Origin of the sequence: Streptomyces sp. AC1-42W (assembly GCF_003248355.1) — a bacterium.
Lineage (GTDB): Bacteria > Actinomycetota > Actinomycetes > Streptomycetales > Streptomycetaceae > Streptomyces.
The window spans coordinates 1,271,213-1,295,489 of record NZ_QKWY01000001.1 but is presented as its reverse complement, the minus strand read 5'-3'; the positions used below and the strand labels follow the sequence as shown (position 1 = coordinate 1,295,489).

Below are 24,277 nucleotides of genomic sequence, written 5' to 3'. Positions count from 1 at the left end.
GTCGCGTAATGAACCGCGTGGAAGGCGCTCTCACCTGTGCGGGCCGGTCGAGGGACCGGCTTCTGACAACGGAAGGACGCCCCCATGAACACCGTCGTGGAACGCGAGCTTGAGCTCAAGCTGGTCCTGTCGCCCGAGCGCAGCATCCCGGTGCCGGCCCGGCTGACGTATCGCACCGAGGACCCGTACGCGGTGCACATCACCTTCCACATCACCTCGGAATCGCCCGTGTACTGGACGTTCGCCCGCGATCTGCTGGTGGAGGGGGTGTTCCGGCCGTGCGGGCAGGGCGATGTGCGGATCTGGCCCACCAAGGTGGACGGGAACAGCGTCATCTGTGTGGCGCTGACGTCCCCGGAGGGCAACGCGCTGCTGGAGGTCCCGGCGGCGGCCGTGGCGGTCTGGGTGGAGCGGACGCTGCGCGTCGTCCCGCCGGGCACCGAGAGCGAGCGGCTCGGCATCGACGAGGGCCTGGCCGAGCTGCTCGCGCCGCTGCCGGCCGACGACCTGTGGATGAGCGACCCGTGGCCGTCGGACGAGTCGCAGGCGCAGGAGGGGGAGAACTGAGCGGCGTGGGCCAGGGACGGTCAGAAGATTTTGCCGGGGTTGAGCAGCCCGAGCGGGTCGAAGGCCCGCTTCACGCCCCGGTGCAGTTCCACGCCGGTCTCGCCGAGTTCGCGGGCCAGCCACTCCTTCTTGAGGACGCCGACGCCGTGCTCGCCGGTGATCGTGCCGCCGAGGGCGAGGCCGAGGGCCATGATCTCGTCGAAGGACTCGCGCGCCCGCCGGGACTCGTCGGCGTCCGCCGGGTCGAAGCAGACGACGGGGTGGGTGTTGCCGTCGCCCGCGTGGGCGCAGACGCCGATGGTGAGGGCGTACTTCGCGGCGATCTCCGCCGTGCCCTCCAGCATGGCGGCGAGCCGGGAACGCGGTACGCACACGTCGTCGATCATCGTCGCCGGCTTGAGGGTCTCCAGCGCGGTCAGCGACATCCGCCGGGCCCTCAGCAGCATCTCGGACTCGGCCGCGTCCTCGGCCGGCACGACCTCGGTGGCCCCGGCCGCCGTGCACAGGGCGGCGACGGCGTCGAGGTCGGCGGCCGGGTCCGGGGTGTCGAAGGCGGCGAGGAGCAGGGCCTCGGTGGTCTCGGGGAGGCCCATGCGGGCCATGCGGTTGACGGCCCGGACGGTCGTACGGTCCATCAGTTCGAGGAGTGAGGGGGTGTGGCCGCTCTCCATGATCCGGCAGACGGCGTCGCAGGCGGCGGAGACGCTGGGGAACTCGGCGGCGAGGACGAGCTGCCGGGGCGGCCGGGGCTTCAGCGCGAGGACGGCCTTCACGATGATGCCGAGGCTGCCCTCGGAGCCGACGAGGAGTCGGGTGAGGTCGTAGCCCGCGACGCCCTTGGCGGTGCGCCGGCCGGTGCTGAGCAGGCGTCCGTCCGCGAGGACGACGTCGAGGCCGAGGACGTACTCGGCGGTGACCCCGTACTTCACGCAGCACAGGCCGCCGGACGCGGTGCCGATGTTGCCGCCGATGGTGCACATTTCCCAGCTGGAGGGGTCCGGCGGGTAGTACAGGCCGTGTTCCTCCACCGCGCGGGAGAGCACGGCGTTGATCACTCCGGGTTCGACGACGGCGATCCGGTCGACGGGGCTGATCTCCAGGATGCGGTCCATCTTGACCAGGGAGAGCACGATGCAGCCGTCGGTGGCGTTGGCGGCGCCCGACAGGCCCGTGCGGGCGCCCTGGGGGACGACCGGGACGCGCAGCGCGGTGGCGGTGCGCATGACGTGCTGGACCTGCTCGACGGTGCGCGGGAGCACCACGACGGCGGGGGTGCCGGCCGCGCAGAAGCTCGCCATGTCGTGGGCGTAGGAGGCGGTGACGTCCGGATCGGTGATCACTGCCCCGGCCGGGAGGCCCGCCCGCAGGAGTTCGGGGAGATCGTCCATGATCCAAGCGTGGCACCCGGACCCATTGGTGTGAACCCGTCTGCGGTGGCGATCCCAAGACACGGTGTGATCTTCATACTGACGCACAGTGAGCGGCATGGAACTCACGCCTCAGCAGCCCCCGAGGGCCTCCGGGCCCGAGGACTCCTCCGACACCGGCCTGCCCGACCCCGGTCTGCCGGACCCCGGCCTGCTCGACCCGGGCCCCTATCCGCCGGACGCCGCCTCCCTGGCCGAGCCGCCGCCCCCCACGATGCGCACGACGCTGCGCCGGGCGGCCTTCGGCATGGTCGCGGGGGCGGTCCTGGTGACGGGCGCGGTGGTCGCGGTGCCCGACGACGACAAGGACGCGGCGCCGCTGCCCGGTCCGGTCTCGCGCGCGATGTCCGCGACGGCCGCCGGTTCCCCGGCCTCGCTCGCCGATCTGACGGCGCTCATCGGGGACCGGCAGAAGTGGGTGGGCACGCATCCCTCGGACGCGCCCGCGTGGGCGGTGCTGGGGTCGGCGTACGTGGAGTGGGGGCGGCGCGCCGCCGACCCGGCGTACTACACGCGGGCCGAGCAGGCGCTCAAGCGTTCGCTGGACGTGCGGCCGGGCGAGCGGGGCAACACGGCGGCCTGGGTCGGCCTCGCCTCGCTCGCCAACGCCCGGCACGACTTCGTGACGGCCAAGAAGTGGGGCGAGACGGTCCGCAAGCGGCAGCCCAAGGAGTGGACGGTCTACCCGGAGCTGATCGACGCCTACAACGGCCTGGGCGACCGCAAGTCGGCGATCACCGCGGTGGAGAAGTTCACCGAGCTGCGGGCCGGGGTGCCGGCGCTGGGCCGGGCGGCCGAGATGTACCGGGACCGGGGCTGGCGCGAGGACGCGCTGGCCACCGCGCAGAACGCGGCGAACCGGGCGAGGACACCGGCCGAGAAGGCCGCCTGCCTGTCCCGGCTGGGCGAGCTGGCCTGGGAGCGCGGTGAGCCGAAGGAGGCCGTGGCCCAGTACGGGGCGGCGCTGCGCGTCCTGAAGGGCCATCACCCCGCGCTCGCAGGGCGGGCCCGCGCGCTGGCGGCCCTCGGGCGCACCGACGAGGCCGTACGGGACTACCAGGCGGCGCTCGCCAAGTCGCCGCGCCCGCAGTACCTGCTGGAGCTGGGCGAGCTGTACGAGTCGATGGGGCTGGACGGAGACTCGGTGGACCAGTTCAAGAAGCTGCGCGCGGCGCTGGACCGGGGCCGGGCCCGCGGGGTGGACGAGTCGCTGCCGCTGGGCCGCTTCGAGGCCGCGCACGGCGACGCGGACGCGGCGGTGGAGCTGCTGCGGGGCGCCTGGCAGCGGGGGCACCGCAGCCCGGCGACGGCCGACGCGCTGGGCTGGGCGCTGCACCGGGCGGGCGACCCGGACGCGGCCCTGGAGTACGCGCGGCGGGCGGTGGAGCAGGGCGGGCAGAACGCCTCGTACGCGTACCACCTGGGCATGACGGAGCGCGCGGTGGGCGACTACGGGTCGGCGCGCCGCCATCTGGAGGACGCGCTGCGCACCAATCCGGAGTTCTCGCCGCTGGACGCGTCGTCGGCGCGGGACGCGCTGGACGCGCTGGGTGAGCCGCCGGCGGGCGGTCCGGCGGACATGCGGCCGCCGGCGCCCCCGGCACCGCAGGCCCCGGCCCCTCAGTCCCCGGCACCGCAGGCTCCGGCGCCCGTTCCCGCGCCGCAGCAGCCCGCGCCGGGTGGCGGTGCGGCCGTGCCCGCGCCTCCGGCGGCCGCGGGTCCGCAGGCGGCCCCGGCGCCCTCGGCGGGCGGCGCGCAGGCCCCCGTACCGGCGCCGGCCGTCACGGTGGCGGCCGGCTGACGCGGGCGGGAGGCCGCGGCGCGAACGCGGACAGGGGCGGGCCGGATTCCGGCCCGCCCCTGCGTCATGCCCGGCGTGTCACAGGTTGCCGCGCTTCTCCTGCTCGCGCTCGATCGCCTCGAACAGGGCCTTGAAGTTGCCCTTGCCGAAGCCCATGGAGCCGTGGCGCTCGATCATCTCGAAGAAGACGGTCGGGCGGTCCTGGACCGGCTTGGTGAAGATCTGCAGCAGGTAGCCGTCCTCGTCGCGGTCCACGAGGATCTTCAGCTCGCGCAGGGTCTCCACGGGCACGCGGGTCTCGCCCGCCCACTCGCCGAGGGTGTCGTAGTACGAGTCCGGGGTGTCGAGGAACTGCACACCGGCGGCGCGCATCGCCTTCACCGAGGCGACGATGTCGTTCGTGGCGAGCGCCATGTGCTGGACGCCGGCGGCGCCGTAGAACTCCAGGTACTCGTCGATCTGCGACTTCTTCTTGGCGATGGCCGGCTCGTTGATCGGGAACTTGACCTTGAGCGTGCCGTCGGCGACGACCTTGGACATGAGCGCGGAGTACTCGGTGGCGATGTCGTCGCCCACGAACTCCTTCATGTTCGTGAAGCCCATGACCTTGTTGTAGAACTCGACCCACTCGTTCATCCGGCCGAGTTCGACGTTGCCGACGCAGTGGTCGATGGCCTGGAAGTAGCGCTTGGCCGGCGGCTCGACGATCGGCGCCGCCTCGACGTATCCGGGCAGGTAGGGGCCGGTGTAGCCGGTGCGCTCGACGAGGGTGTGGCGGGTCTTGCCGTACGTGGCGATGGCGGCGCGCACGACGGTGCCGTGCTCGTCCTTCGTCTCGTAGGGCTCCTCGATGCCGGTGGCGCCGTGCTCGACGGCGTAGGCGTAGGCGGCGCGGGCGTCCGGCACCTCGATGGCGAGGTCGATGACCCCGTCGCCGTGCGCCGTGACGTGGTCCTCCAGGAAGTGGCCCCAGTCGGTGGACGCCTTCACCACGGAGGTGAGGACGAAGCGGGCGGAGCCGCTGGTGAGGACGTAGCCGGCGGTCTCGCGGCTGCCGGTCTCCGGGCCCGCGTAGGCGACCAGCTTCATGCCGAAGGCCGTCGAGTAGAAGTGCGCGGCCTGCTTGGCGTTGCCCACGGCGAAGACGACGGCGTCCATCCCCTTGACGGGGAAGGGGTCGGCCTGCCGGGACGTCTCGGGAACGCTGTGCGTCGTCTCTGTCATGCCCCGAGGTTCCCGCCGCTTCGCAAGGTGCGCAACAGTTCGCGTTCTCACTGGTCAACCTGTACAGCGGTTGGCCATGATGGGCGGACGATCTGTACATGATGACCATCACACCGACGGAGGCCGGACATGGCGATCGACCGACTGGACGGGCGGCTCATCGTGCTGCTGGCCCGTGAACCCAGGATCGGGGTCCTGGAGGCGTCGCGCAGGCTGGGCGTGGCGCGCGGGACGGTGCAGGCGCGGCTCGACCGGCTTCAGTCGAATGGCGTCATCCGCGGATTCGGCCCGGACGTCGATCCGGCGGCCCTGGGCTATCCGGTCACCGCGTTCGCCACGCTGGAGATCAAACAGGGCCAAGGCGCCGACGTACGGGCGCACTTGAGCGGCGTACCGGAGGTGCTGGAGCTGCACACCACCACCGGGCACGGGGACATGCTGTGCCGGCTGGTGGCCCGGTCCAACGCGGATCTCCAGCGGGTGATCGACCGGGTTGTCGGATTTGATGGGATCGTCCGGGCCTCCACGGCCATCGTCATGGAGAACGCCGTGCCCCTGCGCGTCATCCCGCTCGTCGAACAGGCGGCGCAGGACACCGACTGAGCCGAGGAGTGACGGTGAGCTTCTGGGAGTATCTGGCCAACCGCCACCAGCAGTTGCTCACCGACGCGTTCCAGCACGTCAGCGCCGTCTTCCAGTGCATGGTCATCGCCACCCTGCTCGGGGTCCTGATCGGGGTCGTCAGCTACCGCAGCGGATGGGGCTCCTCACTGGCGATCACCTCGACGGCGACCGTGCTGACCATTCCGTCCCTGGCCGCGATCGGCCTGCTCATCCCGCTGGTCGGCCTCGGCGTCGCGCCCACGGTGATCACCCTGACGCTGTACGGGCTGCTGCCCGTCGTCCGCAACGCCATCGTGGGGCTGCGCGGCGTCGATCCGGCGCTGGTGGACGCGGCGAAGGGCATCGGGATGTCCCGTACGGCGCGGCTGCTGCGCGTGGAGCTGCCGCTGGCCTGGCCGCCGATCCTCACCGGCATCCGGGTCTCCACCCAGATGCTGATGGGCATCGCCGCCATCGCCGCGTACGCCTCCGGGCCCGGCCTGGGCAACGAGATCTTCCGCGGCATCGCCTCACTGGGCAGCGCCAACGCGATCAACCAGGTGCTCACGGGCACGCTCGGCATCGTCGTCCTCGCCCTGCTCTTCGACGCCGCCTACGTCCTGCTGGGGCGGCTCACCATTCCGAGGGGTATCCGTGTCTGAGACCGCAGCACCCTCCGATCGGCGCCCCGCGCCCGACGCCTCCTCCGGCGCCGCGTCCGGCGCGGCCATCGAGCTGGAGAACCTCTCCAAGCGCTACCCGGGCAACCCCAGCCCGGCAGTGGACAACGTGTCGATGGAGATCAGGGCCGGCGAGACGGTGATCTTCGTGGGCCCGTCCGGCTGCGGGAAGTCCACCACCCTGAAGATGATCAACCGGCTGATCGAGCCCAGCTCCGGCCGGATCAGGATCGACGACGAGGACGTCACCGACATCGACCCGGTGAAGCTGCGCCGCAAGATCGGTTACGCGATCCAGTCCTCCGGGCTCTTCCCGCACATGACGGTCGCCGAGAACATCGCGCTCGTCCCGAGGATGGTGGGCTGGTCCAAGGCGCGGGTGAAGGACCGGGTCGAGGAGATGCTCGACCTGGTCGGGCTCGACCCGCGCGAGTTCCACGGCCGCTATCCGCGCGCCCTGTCCGGCGGCCAGCAGCAGCGCGTCGGCGTGGCCAGGGCGCTGGCCGCCGACCCGCCGGTGCTGCTGATGGACGAGCCGTTCGGCGCGGTCGACCCGATCACCCGCGACCACCTCCAGGACGAGCTGATCCGGCTCCAGCACGAACTCCGCAAGACGATCGTCTTCGTCACCCACGACTTCGACGAGGCGATCAAGCTGGGCGACCGGATCGCCGTGCTGCGCGAGCGCTCGCACATCGCGCAGTTCGACACCCCGGAGGCCATCCTCACCAACCCGACCGACGACTTCGTCTCCGGCTTCGTCGGCGCGGGCGCGGCGCTGAAACGGCTCAATCTGACCCGGGTGCGCGAGGTGGAGATCGCCGACTTCCCGACCGTCACCGTGGACGACCCGCTCCAGTCGATCTTCAACAAGCTGCGCTCCGGCCCGCACAACGAGCTGCTGATGCTGGACCGCAGGAACCGCCCCTACAAATGGCTGCGGCGCGGCGACCTGATGCGGGCGCGCGGCTCCCTGGCACGGGCCGGGCAGCTGGTCCACGACACGGTGACCCGCGACGCCACGCTGCACGACGCGCTGGAGGCGGTCCTCACCGACAGCGGCGGGCGGGTCGCGGTGACCGGCCGGCGCGGCGAGTTCACCGGGGTCGTGGACATGCACACCCTGATGAACTCGGTGCACGAACTCCTGGAGGCGGACCGGCTCACCGCCATCGAGCACCAGCACGTGCTGGAGGAGCTGCGCGAACACCGCACCGCCGAGGAGCTGGAGGGCGGTGCGGGCGCATGACCTCCGGCCCCTCCCCCACACCCGGCCCCTCCCCCGCCCCCGGCCGCGAACGGCCGCCGGGCGAGCACGACGTGAAGGGCCACGCCTTCCGGGACGAGGAGGAGGAGCCCGCCCCGCAACCCGCCGGGCCGCCGCGCCGGATCACCTGGCGGAAGCTGGTGGTGCTCCCGGCCGTGCTGGCCGTGGTGCTGGTCCTGACCTACATCTGGATCGAGAACGTGTCCCTGGACTCGATCGCGGAGAACTCGCTGGCCGGTGACACGGTCGAGGTGCGCTGGTGGCAGCATGTGCGGCTGACCGCGATCTCCACGTTCTGGGTGCTGGTCATCGCCATTCCGCTGGGCATCGCGCTGACCCGGCGGGGGCTGAGCCGGGCGGCCCCGGTGGTGACGGCGATCGCCAACATCGGGCAGGCCACCCCGGCGATCGGGCTGCTGGCCCTGCTGGTGATCTGGCTCGGCATCGGCCCGTCCACGGCGATCACCGGCATGGTGATCTACGCGGTGCTGCCGGTGCTCTCCAACACGGTCGCCGGTCTCAAGGCGATCGAGCCCGGCATGGTGGAGGCGGCGCGCGGCATCGGCATGTCGGCCATGGGCACCCTGACCCGCGTCGAACTCCCGCTCGCCGTCCCGCTGATCCTGGCCGGGGTGCGCACGGCGCTCGTCCTGAACGTCGGCACGGCGACCCTGGCGACCTTCGGGGGCGGCGGCGGGCTCGGCGACCTGATCACCTCGGGCATCCAGACCCAGCGCATGCCGGTCCTGGTCCTCGGCTCGATCCTGACGGTGGTGCTGGCGCTCCTGGTGGACTGGCTGGCCTCACTGGCCGAGGTCGCGCTCACCCCGCGCGGCCTGGAGGTGGGGCGATGAGGGCGCGGCGGGTGCGTACGGCCCTGGCGGGCGGGGCCGCGCTGGCCCTGGTGCTGGCGGGGTGCGGGCTGAAGAGCGGGTCGCCGATGGTGGACGACGTGGTGCCCGGGTCGGTCGGGCGGGGGGAGCCGCTGGACGGTGCCTCGCTGACCGTGACCTCGAAGAACTTCAGCGAGAACATCATCCTGGGCCAGATGATCGGGCTGATCTTCAAGGCGGCCGGGGCGGAGGTCCTGGACCGGACGAACCTGCCGGGCTCGATCAGCGCCCGCGAGGCGATCGCCCAGGGCGAGGCGGACGCCATGTACGAGTACACGGGCACCGGCTGGATCACGTACCTCGGGCACGCGAAGCCCATCTCCGACCCGCTGGAGCAGTGGAAGGCGGTGCGCGACGCGGACCTGCGCAACGGGGTGACCTGGCTGCGGCCGTCCACCCTCAACAACACGTACGCGCTCGCCGTCAGCCGCCGCAACAACGCCAAGTACCACCTCAAGACGCTGTCCGACGCGGCAGCTCTGGCGAAGAAGGACCCGTCGGCGGTGACGGTCTGCGTCGAGAACGAGTTCGCCTCGCGCGACGACGGACTGCCCGGCATGGAGAAGGCGTACGGGATGTCCCTGCCGTCCGCCAACATCAAGAAGATGGACGCGGGGATCATCTACACCCAGGTCTCGAAGTCCGACTCCTGCCTGCTCGGCGAGGTCTTCACCACGGACGGCCGCATCAATGCGATGGACCTGGAGGTCCTGGCGGACGACAAGCACTTCTTCCCCAACTACAACGCGGCGCCCGTGGTGCACACCCCCACGCTGGAGAAGTACCCGGAGATCGCCGGCCTCCTCGACCCCCTCAGCAAGCGGCTGACCACGGAGGTGGCCCAGGAGCTGAACGCCCGCGTAGACGTGGACGGCCGGGACCCGCACGAGGTGGCCAAGGACTGGCTGGTCGAGGAGGGCTTCATCAAGGAGGGCTGAACCCCCGCGACCGCGTGGGGCGAGCCCGCCGCGAACCGCGTGCAAAGGTTCTTTGCAAAAACCCGTTGCAAAACACTCTTTGCAACTCTACGGTGGAGCCATGCCCTCCAGCGAAGTTCACGACGACCACAGCGCCACGGCGGTGGACCCCAGCCTCCTGCACATCGACGCCCGCGCCCTGCGCGGACTCGCCCACCCGCTGCGGCTCCGCCTGCTCAACGCCCTGCGCGAGCACGGCCCCGCCACCGCGTCCGGCGTCGCCGAGCGGCTCGGCGAGTCCAGCGGCGCCACCAGTTACCACCTGCGCCAGCTGGCTTCGTACGGCTTCGTCGAGGACGACCCGACCCGCGGCAAGGGCCGCGAACGCTGGTGGCGGGCCGCACACGCCGGTGCCGCCTTCGACTCCGACCTCATGCAGCACGCCGACCCCGAGGTGCGGGGCGCCATGGGCGTCGTCCTGCACGAGATCGCCACCCTGCACGCGCAGGAGCTCAGCACCTGGCTCGGCACGATGCACGAGTGGTCCCACGAGTGGTACGAGGGCTCCGGCCTCAGCGACTTCAAGCTCCGCCTGACGCCCGAGCTCTCCCTCGAACTCACCCAGAAGGTCAATGACCTGATCAACAGCTACCGCGGCCGCGTCCCCGAGGGCACCGAGGGTTCCGCCGTGGTCCGCGCCCATGTGCACGTCTTCCCGCGCCGCACCGACTGAAAGGACCGACCGTCATGGACCCCGAAACCTGCCTCGCCCCGTACCGCGTCCACTCCTCCGAGATGCGCCTGCACGTCCGCGACCTCCGTCTCGCCCGCCGCACGGCCCTGCGCCGGAAGCTGCGAAACCGGCTGGGCTGGGCCATCGTCGAGATGGGGCTGCGCGTGCTCCCGGCCGGCGCCGCGGGCCGCCCGGCCCGCGCTCCCCGTCCCGCGTAGCGCCGCCGGGTTCAGCAGCCCGGGACCTTCCCCCCGCGCTCCAAGGCGCGCAGCGAGTCCACCGCCCCCTTGAGCGTGGTGACCGGGATCAGCCGCAGGCCGTCGGGGAGTTCGGACTTCGCCTGCGAGCACTCCGCCTTCGGCACCAGGAAGACGGTCGCCCCGTCCCGGCGGGCCGCCTGCGTCTTGAGCGAGACCCCGCCGACCGCGCCGACGTCCCCGTCCGCGTCGATCGTGCCCGTGCCCGCGATGACACGGCCGCCGGTGAGGTCGCCGCCGGAGCCGTCGCCGTCCAGCTTGTCCACGATGCCCAGCGCGAAGAAGAGGCCGGCGCTGGGGCCGCCGATGTCCGCCAGATGCAGCGTGATGTCCACGGAGCCGGGCTTCCGGCCCAGGTAGTTCAGCGCGGCGTCCACGGCGGCGTCCTGCGACTTCGCCATGTCGTCCAGGTTGTGCCGCTCGATCTCCTTCTCGGAGCCGCCCGTCGGGTACACCGAGTCGCGGGGCATCACGGCCCGGTCCGTACGGAACCAGCTGTCCACGACGTCCCCGAGGCCGACGTCCGCCTCCGGGCCCGTCGCCACGATCGTCGTCATCCGCAGCTCGCCCTCGGTGGAGCGGGTCGGGGTGCCCTTGACGCTGATCACGGGCGTGCCGTGGTCGTCCCCCAGCACATTCGCGGTCGTCCCCGGCTGCGCCAGCGTGAACGGCAGCGGCGCGAAGGCGGCCGTGCCGATGAGGGCGGCGACGGGCAGGGCGGCGAGGGCGAGGGTACGGGCGCGCGGTGTGAACACGCGCCCAATCTAACGTGCCTCCCTCAGCGCAACGCGTCCGCGACCTCACGGGCGGCGTCCACCACGCGGGGGCCGACGCGCTCCGGCACGGAGTCCGCCAGCATGACCACGCCGACGCTTCCCTCCACCCCGGTCACCCCCATCAGCGCCGCCGCCGCACCGCTCGCGCCCGCCTCCAGCTCCCCGTGGGTGAGCGTGAAGGCGGTCTCGGCCACCGGCCGCTGGCGGGCGGCCAGGATCGCGCGCCCGGCGGCGCCCCGGTCCAGCGGATGGCGGAAGCCCGCCCGGTAGGCGACGTGGTAGTCGGTCCAGGTCGGCTCCACCACCGCGACCGCCAGCGCGTCCGAGCCGTCGACCAGCGTGAGGTGGGCGGTGGCCCCGATGTCCTCGGCCAGCGAGCGCAGCGCCGGCAGCGCCGCTTCCCGGACCAGCGGATGCACCTGGCGGCCCAGGCGCAGCACGCCGAGGCCGACCCGTGCCCGGCCGCCCAAGTCGCGGCGTATCAGGGTGTGTTGTTCGAGCGTGGCGAGCAGACGGTAGACCACGGTCCGGTTGACGCCGAGTTTGTTGGACAACTCGGTGACCGTGAGGCCGTGGTCGGTGTCGGCGAGCAGTTTGAGGACACGCAGTCCTCTGTCGAGCGTCTGGGAGGTTTCCGCGGTCACGACGCCCTCTCCTCCGTGGGTGAGCGGCGGCGGCTGTCCCGTGGGAAGTGCGCCACCGGTCCCGGAGGCGACGCACGGAGAGGCCGCCGGCCTGGCCAAGGCACCGGCTGCGCTCCGCGGCGGCATTGCCACGGGGCGTTCACTTTTTTTGGACAGTAGCGAGCGAGTCCGCTCAGCGGAAGACCTCGTCCAGAATCCGGGCGCCCGCGCGAGCCCGGTTGTGCGGCACGAGCATAAGCGCCGGTCAGCGGCGCGCGGGCGGCGGGTGGTCCATCTACGCGCGTCCATGTCGGTCGACGCCGTCGCGACGCTCCGTAGACGGGATGTGAACTGGGGTTAACTCACCGTGAAAATTTTTCTGGCGATTTTCGAGCTGCCCCAGGGTGCGCGGCGGCCCCGGAACCCTCGCGGGGAGGGTTCCGGGGCCGTGGCGGTACGCGGCGGACGGGGGCCGTCGGGGGCCGTCACCTCATGCGGGTGGCCCACTCCTGGACCTTCTTGATGCGCTGCTCGATCTGCCCGGCGGTGGCCTCCGCGCTCGGCGGCCCGCCGCAGACCCGGCGCAGTTCGGTGTGGATGACGCCGTGCGGCTTGCCGCTCTGGTGGGTGTAGGCCGACACCATGGTGTTGAGCTGCTTGCGCAGCCCGAGGAGCTGCTTGTGCGTGACGACCGGCCGGTCCTTGGCGGGCTTCTCCAGCAGGTCGGCCTCGGACGCGGGCTTCTGCCTGCTGTGCGCGATCTGCCGGGTCTGCCGCTTCTGGAGGAGCAGCTGCACCTGGTCGGGTTCGAGGAGGCCGGGGATGCCGAGGTAGTCCTGCTCCTCCTCGCTGCCGGGGTGGGCCTGCATGCCGAACTCGGCGCCGTCGTACAGCACCCGGTCGAAGACGGCGTCGGACTCCAGCGCCTCGAAGGGCAGCTGGTCCTCGGTCTCCTCGTCCTCCAGCCGCTCGGCGTCGGCAAGGAGCTTGTCCTCCTCGGCGAACGGGTTCTCCTCGTCGCCGGCCTTCTTGGGGCGGTCGAGCACGTGGTCCCGCTCGACCTCCATCTCGTTGGCGAACTCCAGGAGCATCGGGATGGTGGGGACGAAGACGGACGCGGTCTCGCCGCGCCTGCGGGAGCGCACGAAGCGGCCGACGGCCTGGGCGAAGAAGAGCGGGGTCGAGATGGTGGTGGCGTACACCCCGACCGCGAGGCGCGGCACGTCCACGCCCTCGGAGACCATCCGGACCGCGACCATCCAGCGCGAGTCGCCCTGGCTGAACGTGTCGATCCTCTTCGACGCGGCCTTCTCGTCGGACAGGACGACGGTGGCGGACTCGCCGGTGACCTTCTTGAGGATCTTGGCGTACGCGCGTGCCGACTCCTGGTCCGTGGCGATGACGAGCCCGCCGGCGTCCGGGATGCCCTTGCGGACCTCGGTGAGCCGCTTGTCGGCGGCGCTCAGCACATTGGGAATCCACTCGCCGGTGGGCGCCAGGGCGGTGCGCCACGCCTGCCCGATGGCGTCCTTGGTCATGGGCTCGCCGAGCCGGGCCTCGATCTCGTCGCCGGCCTTGGTGCGCCAGCGCATGTTGCCGCTGTAGCTGAGGAATATCACCGGGCGCACGACGCCGTCGGCCAGGGCGTTGCCGTAGCCGTAGGTGTAGTCGGCGGAGGAGCGCCGGATGCCGTCGTCGCCCTCCTCGTACACGACGAACGGGATGGGGTTGGTGTCCGAGCGGAACGGGGTGCCGGTGAGGGCGAGCCGGCGGGTGGCCGGGTCGAACGCCTCCTGGCACGCCTCGCCCCAGGACTTGGAGTCCCCGGCGTGGTGGATCTCGTCGAGGATGACGAGCGTCTTGCGCTGCTCGCACCGGTTGCGGTGCAGCATCGGGCGGACGCCGACGCCCGCGTAGGTGACGGCTACCCCGTGGTACTCCTTGCTCAGCGGACCGGCGCTGTAGTCGGGGTCGAGCTTGATCCCTATCCGGGCGGCCGCCTCGGCCCACTGCTTCTTCAGATGCTCGGTGGGTGCGACGACGGTGACCTGCTGCACGACGTGGTGGTGCAGCAGCCAGGAGGCGAGGGTCAGCGCGAAGGTGGTCTTCCCCGCGCCGGGGGTGGCGACGGCGAGGAAGTCGCGCGGCTGCTCCTGGATGTACTTCTCCATGGCGCCCTGCTGCCAGGCTCGCAGCTTGCCGGCCGTGCCCCAGGGGGCGCGGCCGGGGAAGGCGGGTGAGAGGTGGTGGGAGGCGGTAGTAGTCACGGTCTCCGGTTCGGGTCTCTCGGGTACGTGGGCGCTGTCCGCGCGGGCCGGACCGGCTCCACGCGATACGACAACCGGGCCACCCTACCGGGGTCCCGCCCCCGCCCGACGGCGATCCACCCCGCCCGACACGGAAGTGCGACCGCTCTCACACGGGGGCGGTCACCAGGTCGCGCAGTCTGTCGGCGATGGCCTTCAACTCGTCCACCTCGCCCGTCGCAACCGCGATGACCAGGCGTTCCGCCGCGTCGATGTCCGGCCGGAGGTCGATCCCGTTCATGACGAGGAAGGTCACGCAGGACAGCCAGGCGGTGCGTTTGTTCCCGTCGAAGAACGGGTGGTTGACCGACAGGGACTGAAGCAGCGCGGCCGCCTTCTCGAGGACGTCCGGGTACGCCTCCTGGCCGAACATGGCGGCCGAGGGCCGGTGGACCGCCGACTCCAGGAGACCGCCGTCGCGGAGCACGATCCGCATGTCCGGACAGGCGTGCTCGGCGATGACGAGAACGTCCTCGGAGCTCAGGTAGACACAGCTCACTTGAGCCGCTCCATGAGTTCGCTCCACTTGGCCGCCTGCTCCTGCGCCGTGCGGCGGACGATCGCCTGCTGAGCCGTGCGGGCCAGATAGTCGTCCACGGCCCTGAGCAGTATGGCGTGCATGCTGGTGCCCTCCTGCTCGGCACGCTGCTTGAGGGCTTCCGTCTGGTCGTCGCGGAGACGCAGGTTCATGGCCATACCAAAACGGTACCACCGCATGGGGTTAATCCGGTACCAGTCAGCGCTCCCGTACTCGTGCCGCCACCCACGCGCCCGCCAGGGCGACCGCCGCCATAGGGAAGAAGACCACCGCGAAGGCGGCCGGGTGGGAGTTGGTGGCGGCGGCTTCGTGGGCGGCGTCCATCGTGCCGCCGCCCAGGGCGGCGAACGCGGCTCCGCCCGCGGCCAGCAGGAGCACGTTGGAGAGGCCGTCGGAGATCTGGAGGGCGGCGGAGTTGGCGCCCGCCTCCTCGGGGGCGGAGAGCTTCAGCAGGAGCACGCTGGTGGAGGCGATCACCAGGCCCATGCCGAAGCAGCCGAACGCCCAGGCCACCGCCACCGTCCACACCGGCACGGAGTCGATCAGCACCGCCGGGGCGGCCGCGATGGAGAGCGCGACCAGGATCATCGCGCCGACCATCAGGCGCCCCCGGTACGGCTCCACGCGGGGCCGGGACTGTACGAAGGAGCCCAGCGCCCACGTACCGCCGCCGGCCGCCAGCGAGAGGCCCGCCAGGGTCGGCGAGAGCCCGCGCTGGGTGACCAGCATCAGCGGGACGAAGGACTCGGCGGCGATGAAGGAACCGGCGGCCACCCCGCGCAGCAGCACCACCGCGGGCAGCCCGCGCGCCGCGCGCCAGGTGCCGTGCGGCAGCAGGCCCCGGATCGCCGGTACGAGCAGCGCGGCCCCGGCCACCGCCGGCAGCAGGGACAGCCAGTCCAGCTCCTGGCCGGCGTACTGGAGCAGCCCGGCCCCCAGCGAGATCCCCAGCGCGAGCGCGATGCGCCGCCGGTCGAACCCCGCCGCGGCCACCGCCGGGTCCGCGGCCCCGGACGCCTTGCGCCGGATCTCCGGCAGCGCCAGCGCGAGCGGGAAGACCACCAGGACCGGGATGCCGACGAACACCCACCGCCAGCCCAGGTGCTCGGTCACGCTGCCGGCGGCCAGCGGTCCGACGACCGACGGGATGACCCAGCTCGCGACGAACGCCGCCAGGATCGCCGGCCGCAGACGCTCCGGATAGGCGCGGCTGATCACCACGTACAGCGCGACGATCACCAGCCCGCCGCCGAGCCCCTGCACGGCACGCCCCGCGATGAACAGCCACATCGTGCCCGCGGTCCCGGACAGCAGCAGCCCCGCCCCGAAGGCGCTGATCCCGGCGGCCAGGGGTGCCATCGGGCCGCGCCGGTCGGCCCATTGCCCGGACAGCACCATGGCGAAGAGGCTGGTGGTGAAGTACGCCGAGAACGCGAACGCGTACAGCGGGATGCCGTGCAGTTCCCGCGCGGCGACCGGCATCGCGGTGCCCACGGCCGTCGCCTCGAAGGCGATCAGGAAGACCACGGAGACGATGCCGACGCTGAGCGCCCGGTACGTCCGCCCGAGGACCCCCTCCGGCGGTGCGGGCTTCGCGACGCCGGGGGCGTCGGGGTCTTCGATGAGGCAGGGGACATCGGCGTCCCGCGGTTCCAGGGCGGTCATGAGCCAAGAGTAAGGGGCGAAACGCGAGGTGAACCCTGTCGAAGGTCCCGGCCGTCCTACGCTCCTGGTCCTACGTCCCGCGCCGAACGTGAACGGCGTGTGGCAGTCGCGTTGCACGCCGGGCCGAACCCTTGAGCGCCCGTGCGGCCGGGCCTACGTTCAGTTGCGCGACACCACGCAGGACCGTGTGCCCGAGAGGCTCAGGGGCTCGACTGCAAATCGAGTTACACCGGTTCGAATCCGGTCACGGTCTCCGAATGGCGAACCGCCCGCCCCCTCACCGAGGGTGCGGGCGGTTCGGCGTTCCGGGTCATTGCGGTGCACCGGTGGCCGACCAGTAGGGCGAGTGTTCGTGAGGAATCCGCTCCACCTTCTTCGGCCCTCCAGGCCGGAAGGGCGTCCCCTTCGGGTAGGTCATCTCGGAGTCCCGTACGCATCCGAAACCAGCATCGACATTGACATTTCCGATACTGCCGACGCCCAGGATCACGGTGAGTCCGTCAGCAGCCGTGGCCCGGAGCTCCGGCATCTTCTCGTCGTGGTCGATGTCGAAGTCCCCGAAACCTTGACTCTCCAAGTACCGCTGGACCATCGCCAACAATTCACCGCGCCGGTGCGCGGATACCACAGTGAGGATGTTCCTGCCGCGCATAACGGTCGTCGTCCCGGTCGGCTCATTCAGGCCGGTGCTGCACGCCGACTCCATCGCCACCCCTCGCACCCATTTCACCGGCGGCTGGATTGCCTCCATCGTGCCATCGAGGATCTCCTCCGCACGCTGGCCCGCCTGCTGCATGTCCATCTTGGGCTCCTCCTGCTCCTTCCCGGCTTGACAAGCTGTGAGAAACACTGTCAGAAGCAGACAGCCCAGCAGCCGCGCCGAACTCCTCACACTCATCACCTCGGCGCCGCGGTGGTGATCGCATCACCATGACCGGCCACGACACGCGCGATGTTTTTCAGAGAGTCGCCTCCGTCCGTCCGGTCAAAATAGATCGAATGCGCAGGAGTGTCCCCCATCACCAGCCCCCGCAGACCGGTGTCTTCGCCGTCGGCTACGCTGAAATGATGTCCTCCGAAATGGTCGTCGGCCGGGTCGGTGCCGAACCAATTCACCTTGGGTCCGTACTCGCTCCCGGGGGAGACATACCTCAGAATGTTTCCCGAGGGCAGGTTGGTCACCTGATCGTGCTCCGCCGCTCCGACGTAGACATGATCGGCGCCCACGCCCAAATCCTCGGCGTGATCGACTCCGGCGCCCGGGCTACCCACGAGAATGACGTCGTCGGCGGGGATTCCGCCAGGCAGCTGGGTGGCCTGGCCCACGGTCAGGGAACCGTACGAATGGCCGATGGCCGTCACATGTGGGAACCCGGATTCATTCGTGGCCCGAATTCCGTGCAGAAATTCGTTGTAGGCCGGAGCACCTGCCTTGGCGTCGTCATCACGCATGACATCGGTGGACGACCACTCCAAGCCGTTCATCTGGGGTGCGTCATAGCCCAGCCAGACGATGGAGGCAGTGGTGGTATCCGGGTACCTCTCGTTCGCCATGTCCGCCACGTTCCGGGCACGGTCCAAGTCCGAAGAGGCGAAGTGCGCGTTCAACTTCGTTTTGAGACCCGGCACATACGCGGACACGTTCTTCGACGTGTCCGGGTTGCCGTACGACACGATCGCGCGGCCGTTGCCCTCCTCACCGAGGCCAAGGAGATACGGGTAGGGCTTGCGTTCCCGATCCAACCGCTCCTGGATCCCCTTCACCCCCTCGATCTTGTCCTTCAGCGCCGCCGCTTCGTCCCCCGAGGCCGCCGCGTACTGGGCCTCAAGGCTGTCCAGCAGGGTCGGCAGGTACAGGCGGTTGGCGTGGTCGCGGTCGGCCGCCGGGATGCCGTCGCGGTTGCCGAGCAGCTGCGGGTAGTCCTCGATCAGCTCGGTGCGGAGCGCCGGTGAGAGCGAGGCCCACCAGGACTGGACGGCGTCGGCCGGGGCCTTGGCATCCGGCATGCCGAGCCGGGTCAGCAGTTCGTTGTCGGCCCCGCTCGCCGTAGCCAGTTCCAGCAGACGGGCCGACCAGTCGCCCTTGGCGCACCGGTCGGCCGCGTCGGTGAAGATCTTGATGCTCGCCGCGTACTCCTTGTCCGCCGCCCGCGCCCCGCGCCACGCCTCGGCGATCCGGTCGGCGTACTCCTGGGCGCGGGCCGCCTGGTCGCGGTGCATCATCCCGACGTCGCCCGGCGCCATGTGGGCGGTGTCGATGGTCGGAGCGGTGACCGAGCCGTCGTCGGCGACTTTGTAGCCGGCGCCCGACGCGTCGTCGAGGGCGGTCCTGAGCCGGACCTGCTGGAGGGCCAGTTCCTCACCGCAGGCACGTAACACGGTGCCGACGCCCGCCAGTTCCTCCTTGGCGATGTTCATGTACCAGCGAATCCGGCCGAGCCGTTCGGCGGCGGTCTCGGCGGTGAGTCCGCCCCACACCTTCTCCTCGACGAGAGGACGGTGCAGGTACGTGCCGAATTCGCCGGCCCGGGTGACGACCTTCTCCGCCAGCGCGTTCCAGGCGTCACCGGCGTCGGTCAGCAGGAAGGGCTCGGCGTCGCGGAGTTCCGGCAGGCGCATCTCAGTGCCCGCCGTTCACAGCGGGTGGGGAGTAGTACATGTCCGGTGGACTCATGCCCGGCGCGTACGGGCCGAGGAACGCGTCCCGGCGCTGCCGGTCGTCCTGGGCGAAGGCGTTGTTCGAGTCGCGGACCGCGTCTCCGGCGCCCTCCACCAGGTCCGCCAGCGCGCGCAGCGCCTTCGTCCACGCGTCCAGGCACTCGTCCAGCGCGTGCGCGGAGTCGAATCCCGTGAGCCCGGCCACTGCCGCGTCCGTCGGTTCGAACAGGCTCTTGGCGTCGCCGGGTATGTCCTCGGCGACCTTGCCGGCGGCGGCTGCCGCCTTCCCCACCTGGTGCGGGTCGATCCAGAGCCCTTGTGTGCCGCCGTCGATCGGCGTGGTCATGCTTCCCCCCTCGGTCGCAGCTGCGCCACACGCTAACGCCCGGTGGGGTGGGGCGACTTGAGTACGCGTACTCAAGTCGCCCCACCCCACCGGGCGTTACGGGGAGGCCCTGCGGTCAGCCCTGCGAGGTGACGACCGCGGCCTGGGGGCGGATCGGGAGGCGGTTGACCGGGCGGCCCGTCGCCGCGCGGACCGCCGACGCCACGGCGGCCGGGGAGGTCACGACCGGCACCGCCGACGCGGGCTTCGCGCCGAACGGCGCCACCACGTCCCGCTCCTCGATCAGCTTCACGATGCGGATCTCCGGCGCGTCCAGCGTCGTCGGCAGCGCGTAGCCGGTCAGGTCCGGGTGGCGGACGAGGCCGCGGGCGGTGCGCAGGTTCTCGGTGAGGGCGGCGCCGATGCCCTGGGTGACGCCCGCCTCGATACGGGTCGCCAGCTGGGCCGGGTTGAGGACCCGGCCCACGTCCTGGGCGACCGCCATCTCCACCACGCGTACGGAGCCCAGCTCGATGTCCACGTCCACCACCGCGCGGATCGCGCAGAAGGCCATGCCCACGAAGGCGTCGCCCTGCCCCGACTCGTCCAGCGGCTCGGTGGGGTGCGGGCGGCACTGCGCGGTGGCCCACAGCTCCTTGCCGTCCAGCGCCTCCGACACCGTCGTGGAGAGCACCCCGTCGTACGAGGTGATCTTGCCGTCGGCGATCTGGAGCAGCTCCGTGGACATGCCGAACTTGTGGGCCAGCGGCTGGAGGAGCTGGGTGCGGACCATCCTGGCGGCGCGTTCGACGGCGCCGGCCGAGACCCAGGTGTGGCGGCCGTGGGTGGCCGCGCCGGCCGGTGGCTGGTCGGTGTCCACGGCGGCGACGTGCACCTCCTCGACGCCCAGGGTCTCCTGGACCACCTGGCGGGCCAGCGTGGAGAAGCCCTGGCCCGTCTCGACGGCCGCGCAGATGACCGTGGCGACCGAGTCGTGGACCCGGACCGTGGCCGTGGACACCTCGTCGGCGCCCTCCGCGCCGAGCATGTGGACCATGCCCAGCGCGTATCCGACGCCACGCCGCACCGCGCCCGGCTCCCCCGCGCCCTCGGGCCCGCCCGGCAGCAGCCAGTCGTCCTCCGGGGCGTCCTTGGGCAGCGCGGGCAGCGGGAAGTCCCGTACGGCGGTGAGCAGTTCGGCGACCGGCGCGGGGCAGGTCACCGTCTGGCCGGTGGGCAGGATGTCCCCGGTGGCCAGGACGTTGCGCATGCGCAGCTCGGCCGGGTCGACGCCCAGCTTGGCCGCCAGCTTGTCCATCTGGCCCTCGTAGGCCGCGCACACCTGCATCGCGCCCTCGCCCCGGACATGGCCGGACGGCGGGTTGTTCGTCCGTACCGCCCAGCCCTCGATGAAGGCGTGCGGGACGACGTAGGGGCCGCAGGCGAAGGCCACCGCGGCGGCCAGCGACTCCGACGAGTCGTCCGCGTACGCCCCGGCGTCCAGCAGGATCTGCGCCTCCACCTTGACCAGCCGGCCCTCGGCGTCCGCGTGGTGGCGGTAGCGCAGCAGCGTGGGGTGGCGGTGGGCGTGGCCGAGGAAGGACTCCTCGCGGGTGGCGGCGAGCTTCACCGGGCAGCCGGTGCGCAGGGCAAGCAGCCCCAGCGGCAGCTGGAAGCCGGGGTCCTCGCGGTCGCCGGTGGCGCCGGGCACCCCGGTGACGACGACCTTGACCCGTTCCGGTTCCAGGCCGAAGCAGGCGGCGGCCAGGTCGCGGTCGGTGTGCGGGTCCGTGGAGGCGGTGTACAGCTCGACCCCGCCGTCCGGCCGGGGCACGGCGAGGCCGGCCTCGGCGCCGATCGGGGCCGGGTCCTGGCGGCCGATGCGGTACAGCCCCTCCACGACGACCTCGCCGGTGGCCTCGGGGTCGCCGTAGCGCAGCGGGATGTGGCGTACGAGGTTGCCGTCGGGGTGCAGCGGCTCGGCCGCGAACGCCTTCTCCGGGTCGGTGACGGCCTCCAGCACCTCGTACTCGACGGCGATGGCGGCGGCGGCCAGCCGGGCCGTGTCCGGGTGGTCGGCGGCGACGGCCGCGATCGGCTCGCCGTGGTGGCGGACCAGGTCGGCGGCGAACACCGGCCGGTCCACGACCTTGCGGCCGTACAGGGCTTCGCCCGGCACGTCCTCATGGGTGACGACCGCCCGTACGCCGGGCATCGCGGCGGCCGCCGAGGTGTCGATGGACAGGATGCGGGCGTGCGCGTGCGGGGAGCGCAGGACGGCCGCCCAGAGCAGGCCCTCGGCCCACAGGTCGGCGGCGTACGGGAAGGTGCCCTCGGTCTTGGCGCGGGTGTCCGCGGCCGGCAGCGAGGCGCCGATGCCCAGCCGGGGCCGCTCGGCCTCCGCCGCGCCGGGACCGGCCGGCGACGGGATGGTGATCGTCGTGGGGGTGGCGCCCGCCGCGTCGTTGCTCACGCCATGCCTCCGTCCTGCTGGTGGACCGCCTGATGGGGAATGCGGGCCTCTTCGTGCTCCGCCGCCGCGGCCTCGGCGGCGGCCTCGCGGCCCGCGATGACCTCGTTGACCGCCTCCAGGACGCCCCGGTAGCCGGAGCAGCGGCAGAGGTTGCCGCAGAGCGCCCGGCGGGTCTCCAGCTCGCTGGGGCGGTGGTTGCCCTCCAGGAGGTCGTGCACGGTCATCGCCATGCCGGGGATGCAGAAGCCGCACTGGACGGCGCCCCGGTCGGCGAGCGCCCGCTGCACGTCGGAGGGCTCCCCGTCGACGGCCAGGCCCTCGACCGTGCGGACCTCGCTGCCGGCGGTGGTGGCGGCGGGGACCAGGCAGGACGCGACGAGCCGCCCGTCCACCTGGACGTTGCACGCCCCGCACTCGCCCTGCGAGCAGCCGTCCTTGGCCCCGGCGAGCCCGAGGCGCTCGCGCAGCACGTAGAGCAGCGACTCGCCGATCCAGGCGTCCGCGACGGGCCGGTCCGCGCCGTTGACGTGCAGCACGTAGGAGACGGCGGGGTGCTCGGTGGCGCCGGGCAGCACGGGGCCGGGGGCGGCCGTGCCGGGGTCCGGCGCGGGGCCGGCCGTCCCGGCGTCGTCCGCGGCTTCCGGCTCCGCGGCTTCCGGTTCCGCCGCTTCCGCGCCGGGGGCGTCGGTGCCGGCGTCGGTGCCGGGGTCCGGGTCGGGGGCCGGGTCCGCTTCGGCCGGGGCGGGGGCGGGCTCCTCCTGGGCCGCCTCCGCGTCGGGGGCCTGTTCGTGGACCGGGTCCGGGTGGGGCCGCTCGTCGGGACCGGGCGCCGCCTCCGCCTCGGGAGCGCTCTCGGCGTGGGGCTCCTGGGCCGGGACGGCCCACGGGGCCGGGGCGCCGCCCGGCAGGGTGGCCGGGCGGTCGGCGTACCAGTCGGCGGCCGGCGGGGCCGTGTACAGCTCGCCGGAGTCGTCGGAGAGGGCGGTCTCCGCGGTGGGCCAGGCCGTCGAGGTGTCCTGGCCGGCCGTGCCCGCGTCGGCCGGGTACGGCTCCTGGTAGCCGTAGCCGGTCTGCTGGTTGGGGTCCGGCCAGTGCACCGCGTCCGGGGCGGACGGCTCGGGCTGCGGGGCGGCGGCCTGGACCGGGGGCTGGACGGCCCAGTTACCGGTGGCCGCCGGGTCGAGACCGGCCGCCGGGGTCAGCGGCAGGATCATCGGCGGGACGTAGCCGTGACCGGGCGCGGCCAGCGGAATGTCCGCCAGGTCCTCCGGCGGCAGCTGGACGAAGGCCGTCGCGTCGCCGTCGTAGTCGCCCTGCGGGGTCGGCTGCCAGCCGCCCGGCTGCTCGGCGGGGTTCTCCTTGCTCACGACAGTGCCCTCCCCAGCGCGCGTCGGGCCAGTGCGGCGACGGTGCGCCGCAGATGCAGTACGGCGGGGGGCAGCGGTGGTGCCTGGCCCCCGTCGGCGGGTGGTTCCTGGTCCGGGATGCAGGCGGCCGCGACGTACTCGCCGAAGGCGGCCAGCGCGTCCGGCGCGAGGCCGCGCGCCCCGTCCCAGTCGATCAGCGAGGCGATCCAGCGCTCGGCCTCCAGCGGGCGCAGCGGCATCGGCGCGATGGCGCCGACCGCGCAGCGCACTCCGCGCCTGGCCGGGTCGAGGACGATCGCGACGGAGGCGGTGGCGCGGCCGGGCCCGGTGCGCCCGGTGGCCTTGAGGAAGACCTGCGGGGCGTGCAGCAGCGGTACGCGGACGAAGCCGATCAGCTCGGCGGGCTCCAGCATCTCGCGGCCGGCCAGCAGATGGGAGACGGGGATCTCGCGGCGGGCGCCGCCGGGGCCCGCGATGACGAGTTCGGCCTCCAGCGCGGCGAGCACCGGCAGCGCGTCCCCGGTGGGGGCGGCGGTCGCGATGTTGCCGCCGAGCGTGCCGGCGTTGCGGATCTGCGGGGGGCCCGCCGCGCGGGCGGCGGCGGCGAGCGCGGGGATGAGGGCCGCGAAGTCGGGCCGCCCCATGCGCGCGTGGGTCAGGCCGGCGCCCAGCAGGGCGTGTCCGTCCTGGTAGTGCCAGCCGCGCAGTTCGCTGATCCGGCCGAGCCCGACGAGGCCGGAGGGGCGCAGGAGCCCCTTGTTGACGGCCGACATCAGGTCCGTGCCGCCTGCCACGGGGACGGCGGCCGGCATGGCGCCGAGTGCCGCCACCGCCTCGTCCAGCGAGGCAGGCAGCGTCACGGACTGCGTCGCCTGCGGTGCGTGCGTGGTCAACCCAGCTGCCCCTTCCCGGTGTCCCGGCGCTCCCGCCTGTTTCGCCGTACGGTACGTGCTCGAAGCCCGGACGTGGCAACTCTGGCACATCTTCGGACCGGCCCGACGCGCAGGTCCGCGAAGGGAGTGTCCGCCCGACGTCAGGGTAATGGTCCCGGTTTGCCGCCTGTTCGGCCCCAAGGACCCTTTACCAGCGTTCTGTAGGCCCGTACGGCTTTCGCCCCTGCGGGGGACGCCCCGGAAACACCGCCGCCACCGCGGTCGCGGGGACCGTGGTGGCGGCG

23 protein-coding genes and 1 tRNA gene are annotated in these 24,277 nt (G+C 72.3%); 10 read left to right on the top strand and 14 right to left on the bottom strand.

Features of this window, described 5'->3' with window-relative positions:
* Positions 1-84 precede the first annotated feature (84 nt).
* Positions 85-567 carry an SsgA family sporulation/cell division regulator gene (locus DNK56_RS05885; RefSeq protein ID WP_111331090.1) on the top strand — a complete coding sequence of 161 codons (483 nt, stop codon included), beginning with the start codon at positions 85-87 and terminating at the stop codon, positions 565-567.
* Between the two features lie 20 nt (positions 568-587).
* Here DNK56_RS05885 and DNK56_RS05880 read toward each other — a convergent pair whose 3' ends face one another.
* Complete coding sequence (locus DNK56_RS05880) at positions 588-1,955, bottom strand: FAD-binding oxidoreductase (RefSeq protein WP_111331088.1); 1,368 nt, start codon at positions 1,953-1,955, stop codon at positions 588-590.
* A 97-nt stretch (positions 1,956-2,052) separates the two neighbouring features.
* Between DNK56_RS05880 and DNK56_RS05875 the strand changes: the two genes are divergently transcribed.
* Entirely contained in the window at positions 2,053-3,795 is a 1,743-nt protein-coding gene (locus DNK56_RS05875) for a tetratricopeptide repeat protein (RefSeq protein ID WP_111331085.1), read from the top strand.
* Between the two features lie 78 nt (positions 3,796-3,873).
* Here DNK56_RS05875 and hppD read toward each other — a convergent pair whose 3' ends face one another.
* On the bottom strand, positions 3,874-5,019 hold the full coding sequence (gene hppD / locus DNK56_RS05870; RefSeq protein WP_111331083.1) for a 4-hydroxyphenylpyruvate dioxygenase: 1,146 nt from the start codon (positions 5,017-5,019) through the stop codon (positions 3,874-3,876).
* A gap of 129 nt (positions 5,020-5,148) precedes the next feature.
* On the opposite strand from hppD, the gene DNK56_RS05865 reads away from it, so the two are divergent.
* The 7 genes from DNK56_RS05865 to DNK56_RS05835 all read left to right on the top strand — a co-directional run bounded on the left by DNK56_RS05865 (position 5,149) and on the right by DNK56_RS05835 (position 10,330).
* On the top strand, positions 5,149-5,622 hold the full coding sequence (locus DNK56_RS05865) for an Lrp/AsnC family transcriptional regulator (protein ID WP_111331080.1): 474 nt from the start codon (positions 5,149-5,151) through the stop codon (positions 5,620-5,622).
* A gap of 14 nt (positions 5,623-5,636) precedes the next feature.
* Positions 5,637-6,284, top strand: coding sequence for an ABC transporter permease (locus tag DNK56_RS05860; RefSeq protein ID WP_111331078.1), 648 nt, complete (start codon positions 5,637-5,639; stop codon positions 6,282-6,284).
* On the top strand, positions 6,277-7,551 hold the full coding sequence (locus DNK56_RS05855) for an ABC transporter ATP-binding protein (protein ID WP_199563868.1): 1,275 nt from the start codon (positions 6,277-6,279) through the stop codon (positions 7,549-7,551). The genes DNK56_RS05860 and DNK56_RS05855 overlap by 8 nt, the downstream gene beginning before the upstream one ends.
* Positions 7,548-8,423: an ABC transporter permease gene (locus DNK56_RS05850; protein WP_111331075.1), complete on the top strand. Its 876-nt coding sequence runs from the start codon at positions 7,548-7,550 to the stop codon at positions 8,421-8,423. Before DNK56_RS05855 ends, DNK56_RS05850 begins: the two co-directional genes overlap by 4 nt.
* Positions 8,420-9,400 (top strand): glycine betaine ABC transporter substrate-binding protein, encoded by a 981-nt coding sequence (locus DNK56_RS05845; RefSeq protein WP_199563869.1) that lies wholly within the window; start codon positions 8,420-8,422, stop codon positions 9,398-9,400. The genes DNK56_RS05850 and DNK56_RS05845 overlap by 4 nt, the downstream gene beginning before the upstream one ends.
* A gap of 100 nt (positions 9,401-9,500) precedes the next feature.
* Positions 9,501-10,112, top strand: coding sequence for a winged helix-turn-helix domain-containing protein (locus DNK56_RS05840; RefSeq protein WP_111331070.1), 612 nt, complete (start codon positions 9,501-9,503; stop codon positions 10,110-10,112).
* 14 nt (positions 10,113-10,126) lie between these two features.
* Positions 10,127-10,330 carry a hypothetical protein gene (locus DNK56_RS05835; protein WP_111331067.1) on the top strand — a complete coding sequence of 68 codons (204 nt, stop codon included), beginning with the start codon at positions 10,127-10,129 and terminating at the stop codon, positions 10,328-10,330.
* An 11-nt stretch (positions 10,331-10,341) separates the two neighbouring features.
* On the opposite strand, the gene DNK56_RS05830 is transcribed toward DNK56_RS05835, so the two are convergent.
* The 6 genes from DNK56_RS05830 to DNK56_RS05805 form a co-directional block, all read right to left on the bottom strand.
* Positions 10,342-11,124 carry a S16 family serine protease gene (locus DNK56_RS05830; RefSeq protein ID WP_111331065.1) on the bottom strand — a complete coding sequence of 261 codons (783 nt, stop codon included), beginning with the start codon at positions 11,122-11,124 and terminating at the stop codon, positions 10,342-10,344.
* Positions 11,125-11,147: 23 nt separating this feature from the next.
* Entirely contained in the window at positions 11,148-11,789 is a 642-nt protein-coding gene (locus DNK56_RS05825; RefSeq protein WP_111331062.1) for an IclR family transcriptional regulator, read from the bottom strand.
* 464 nt (positions 11,790-12,253) lie between these two features.
* Positions 12,254-14,035 (bottom strand): DEAD/DEAH box helicase, encoded by a 1,782-nt coding sequence (locus DNK56_RS05820; protein WP_111331060.1) that lies wholly within the window; start codon positions 14,033-14,035, stop codon positions 12,254-12,256.
* 148 nt (positions 14,036-14,183) lie between these two features.
* On the bottom strand, positions 14,184-14,573 hold the full coding sequence (locus DNK56_RS05815; RefSeq protein WP_111331057.1) for a type II toxin-antitoxin system death-on-curing family toxin: 390 nt from the start codon (positions 14,571-14,573) through the stop codon (positions 14,184-14,186).
* A complete protein-coding gene (locus tag DNK56_RS05810; RefSeq protein ID WP_111331055.1) occupies positions 14,570-14,770 on the bottom strand; it encodes a ribbon-helix-helix protein, CopG family in 201 nt (66 codons plus the stop codon). The genes DNK56_RS05815 and DNK56_RS05810 overlap by 4 nt, the downstream gene beginning before the upstream one ends.
* A gap of 40 nt (positions 14,771-14,810) precedes the next feature.
* On the bottom strand, positions 14,811-16,277 hold the full coding sequence (locus DNK56_RS05805) for an MFS transporter (protein WP_111331052.1): 1,467 nt from the start codon (positions 16,275-16,277) through the stop codon (positions 14,811-14,813).
* Between the two features lie 181 nt (positions 16,278-16,458).
* Between DNK56_RS05805 and DNK56_RS05800 the strand changes: the two genes are divergently transcribed.
* Positions 16,459-16,530: transfer RNA gene (locus DNK56_RS05800), tRNA-Cys, on the top strand.
* Between the two features lie 57 nt (positions 16,531-16,587).
* On the opposite strand, the gene DNK56_RS05795 is transcribed toward DNK56_RS05800, so the two are convergent.
* The 6 genes from DNK56_RS05795 to DNK56_RS05770 form a co-directional block, all read right to left on the bottom strand.
* Entirely contained in the window at positions 16,588-17,079 is a 492-nt protein-coding gene (locus DNK56_RS05795) for a hypothetical protein (RefSeq protein WP_111331049.1), read from the bottom strand.
* 95 nt (positions 17,080-17,174) lie between these two features.
* Entirely contained in the window at positions 17,175-18,896 is a 1,722-nt protein-coding gene (locus DNK56_RS05790) for an alpha/beta hydrolase (protein ID WP_241989773.1), read from the bottom strand.
* Position 18,897: 1 nt separating this feature from the next.
* Positions 18,898-19,281: a hypothetical protein gene (locus DNK56_RS05785; RefSeq protein ID WP_111331046.1), complete on the bottom strand. Its 384-nt coding sequence runs from the start codon at positions 19,279-19,281 to the stop codon at positions 18,898-18,900.
* A gap of 115 nt (positions 19,282-19,396) precedes the next feature.
* Positions 19,397-21,733 carry a xanthine dehydrogenase family protein molybdopterin-binding subunit gene (locus tag DNK56_RS05780; protein WP_111331044.1) on the bottom strand — a complete coding sequence of 779 codons (2,337 nt, stop codon included), beginning with the start codon at positions 21,731-21,733 and terminating at the stop codon, positions 19,397-19,399.
* The gene (locus tag DNK56_RS05775) at positions 21,730-23,100 is read right to left on the bottom strand and encodes a 2Fe-2S iron-sulfur cluster-binding protein (protein ID WP_111331041.1); all 1,371 of its coding nucleotides are present in this window, start codon (positions 23,098-23,100) and stop codon (positions 21,730-21,732) included. Before DNK56_RS05775 ends, DNK56_RS05780 begins: the two co-directional genes overlap by 4 nt.
* A complete protein-coding gene (locus DNK56_RS05770; protein ID WP_111331039.1) occupies positions 23,097-23,993 on the bottom strand; it encodes an FAD binding domain-containing protein in 897 nt (298 codons plus the stop codon). The genes DNK56_RS05775 and DNK56_RS05770 overlap by 4 nt, the downstream gene beginning before the upstream one ends.
* Between the last annotated feature and the right edge of the window lie 284 nt (positions 23,994-24,277).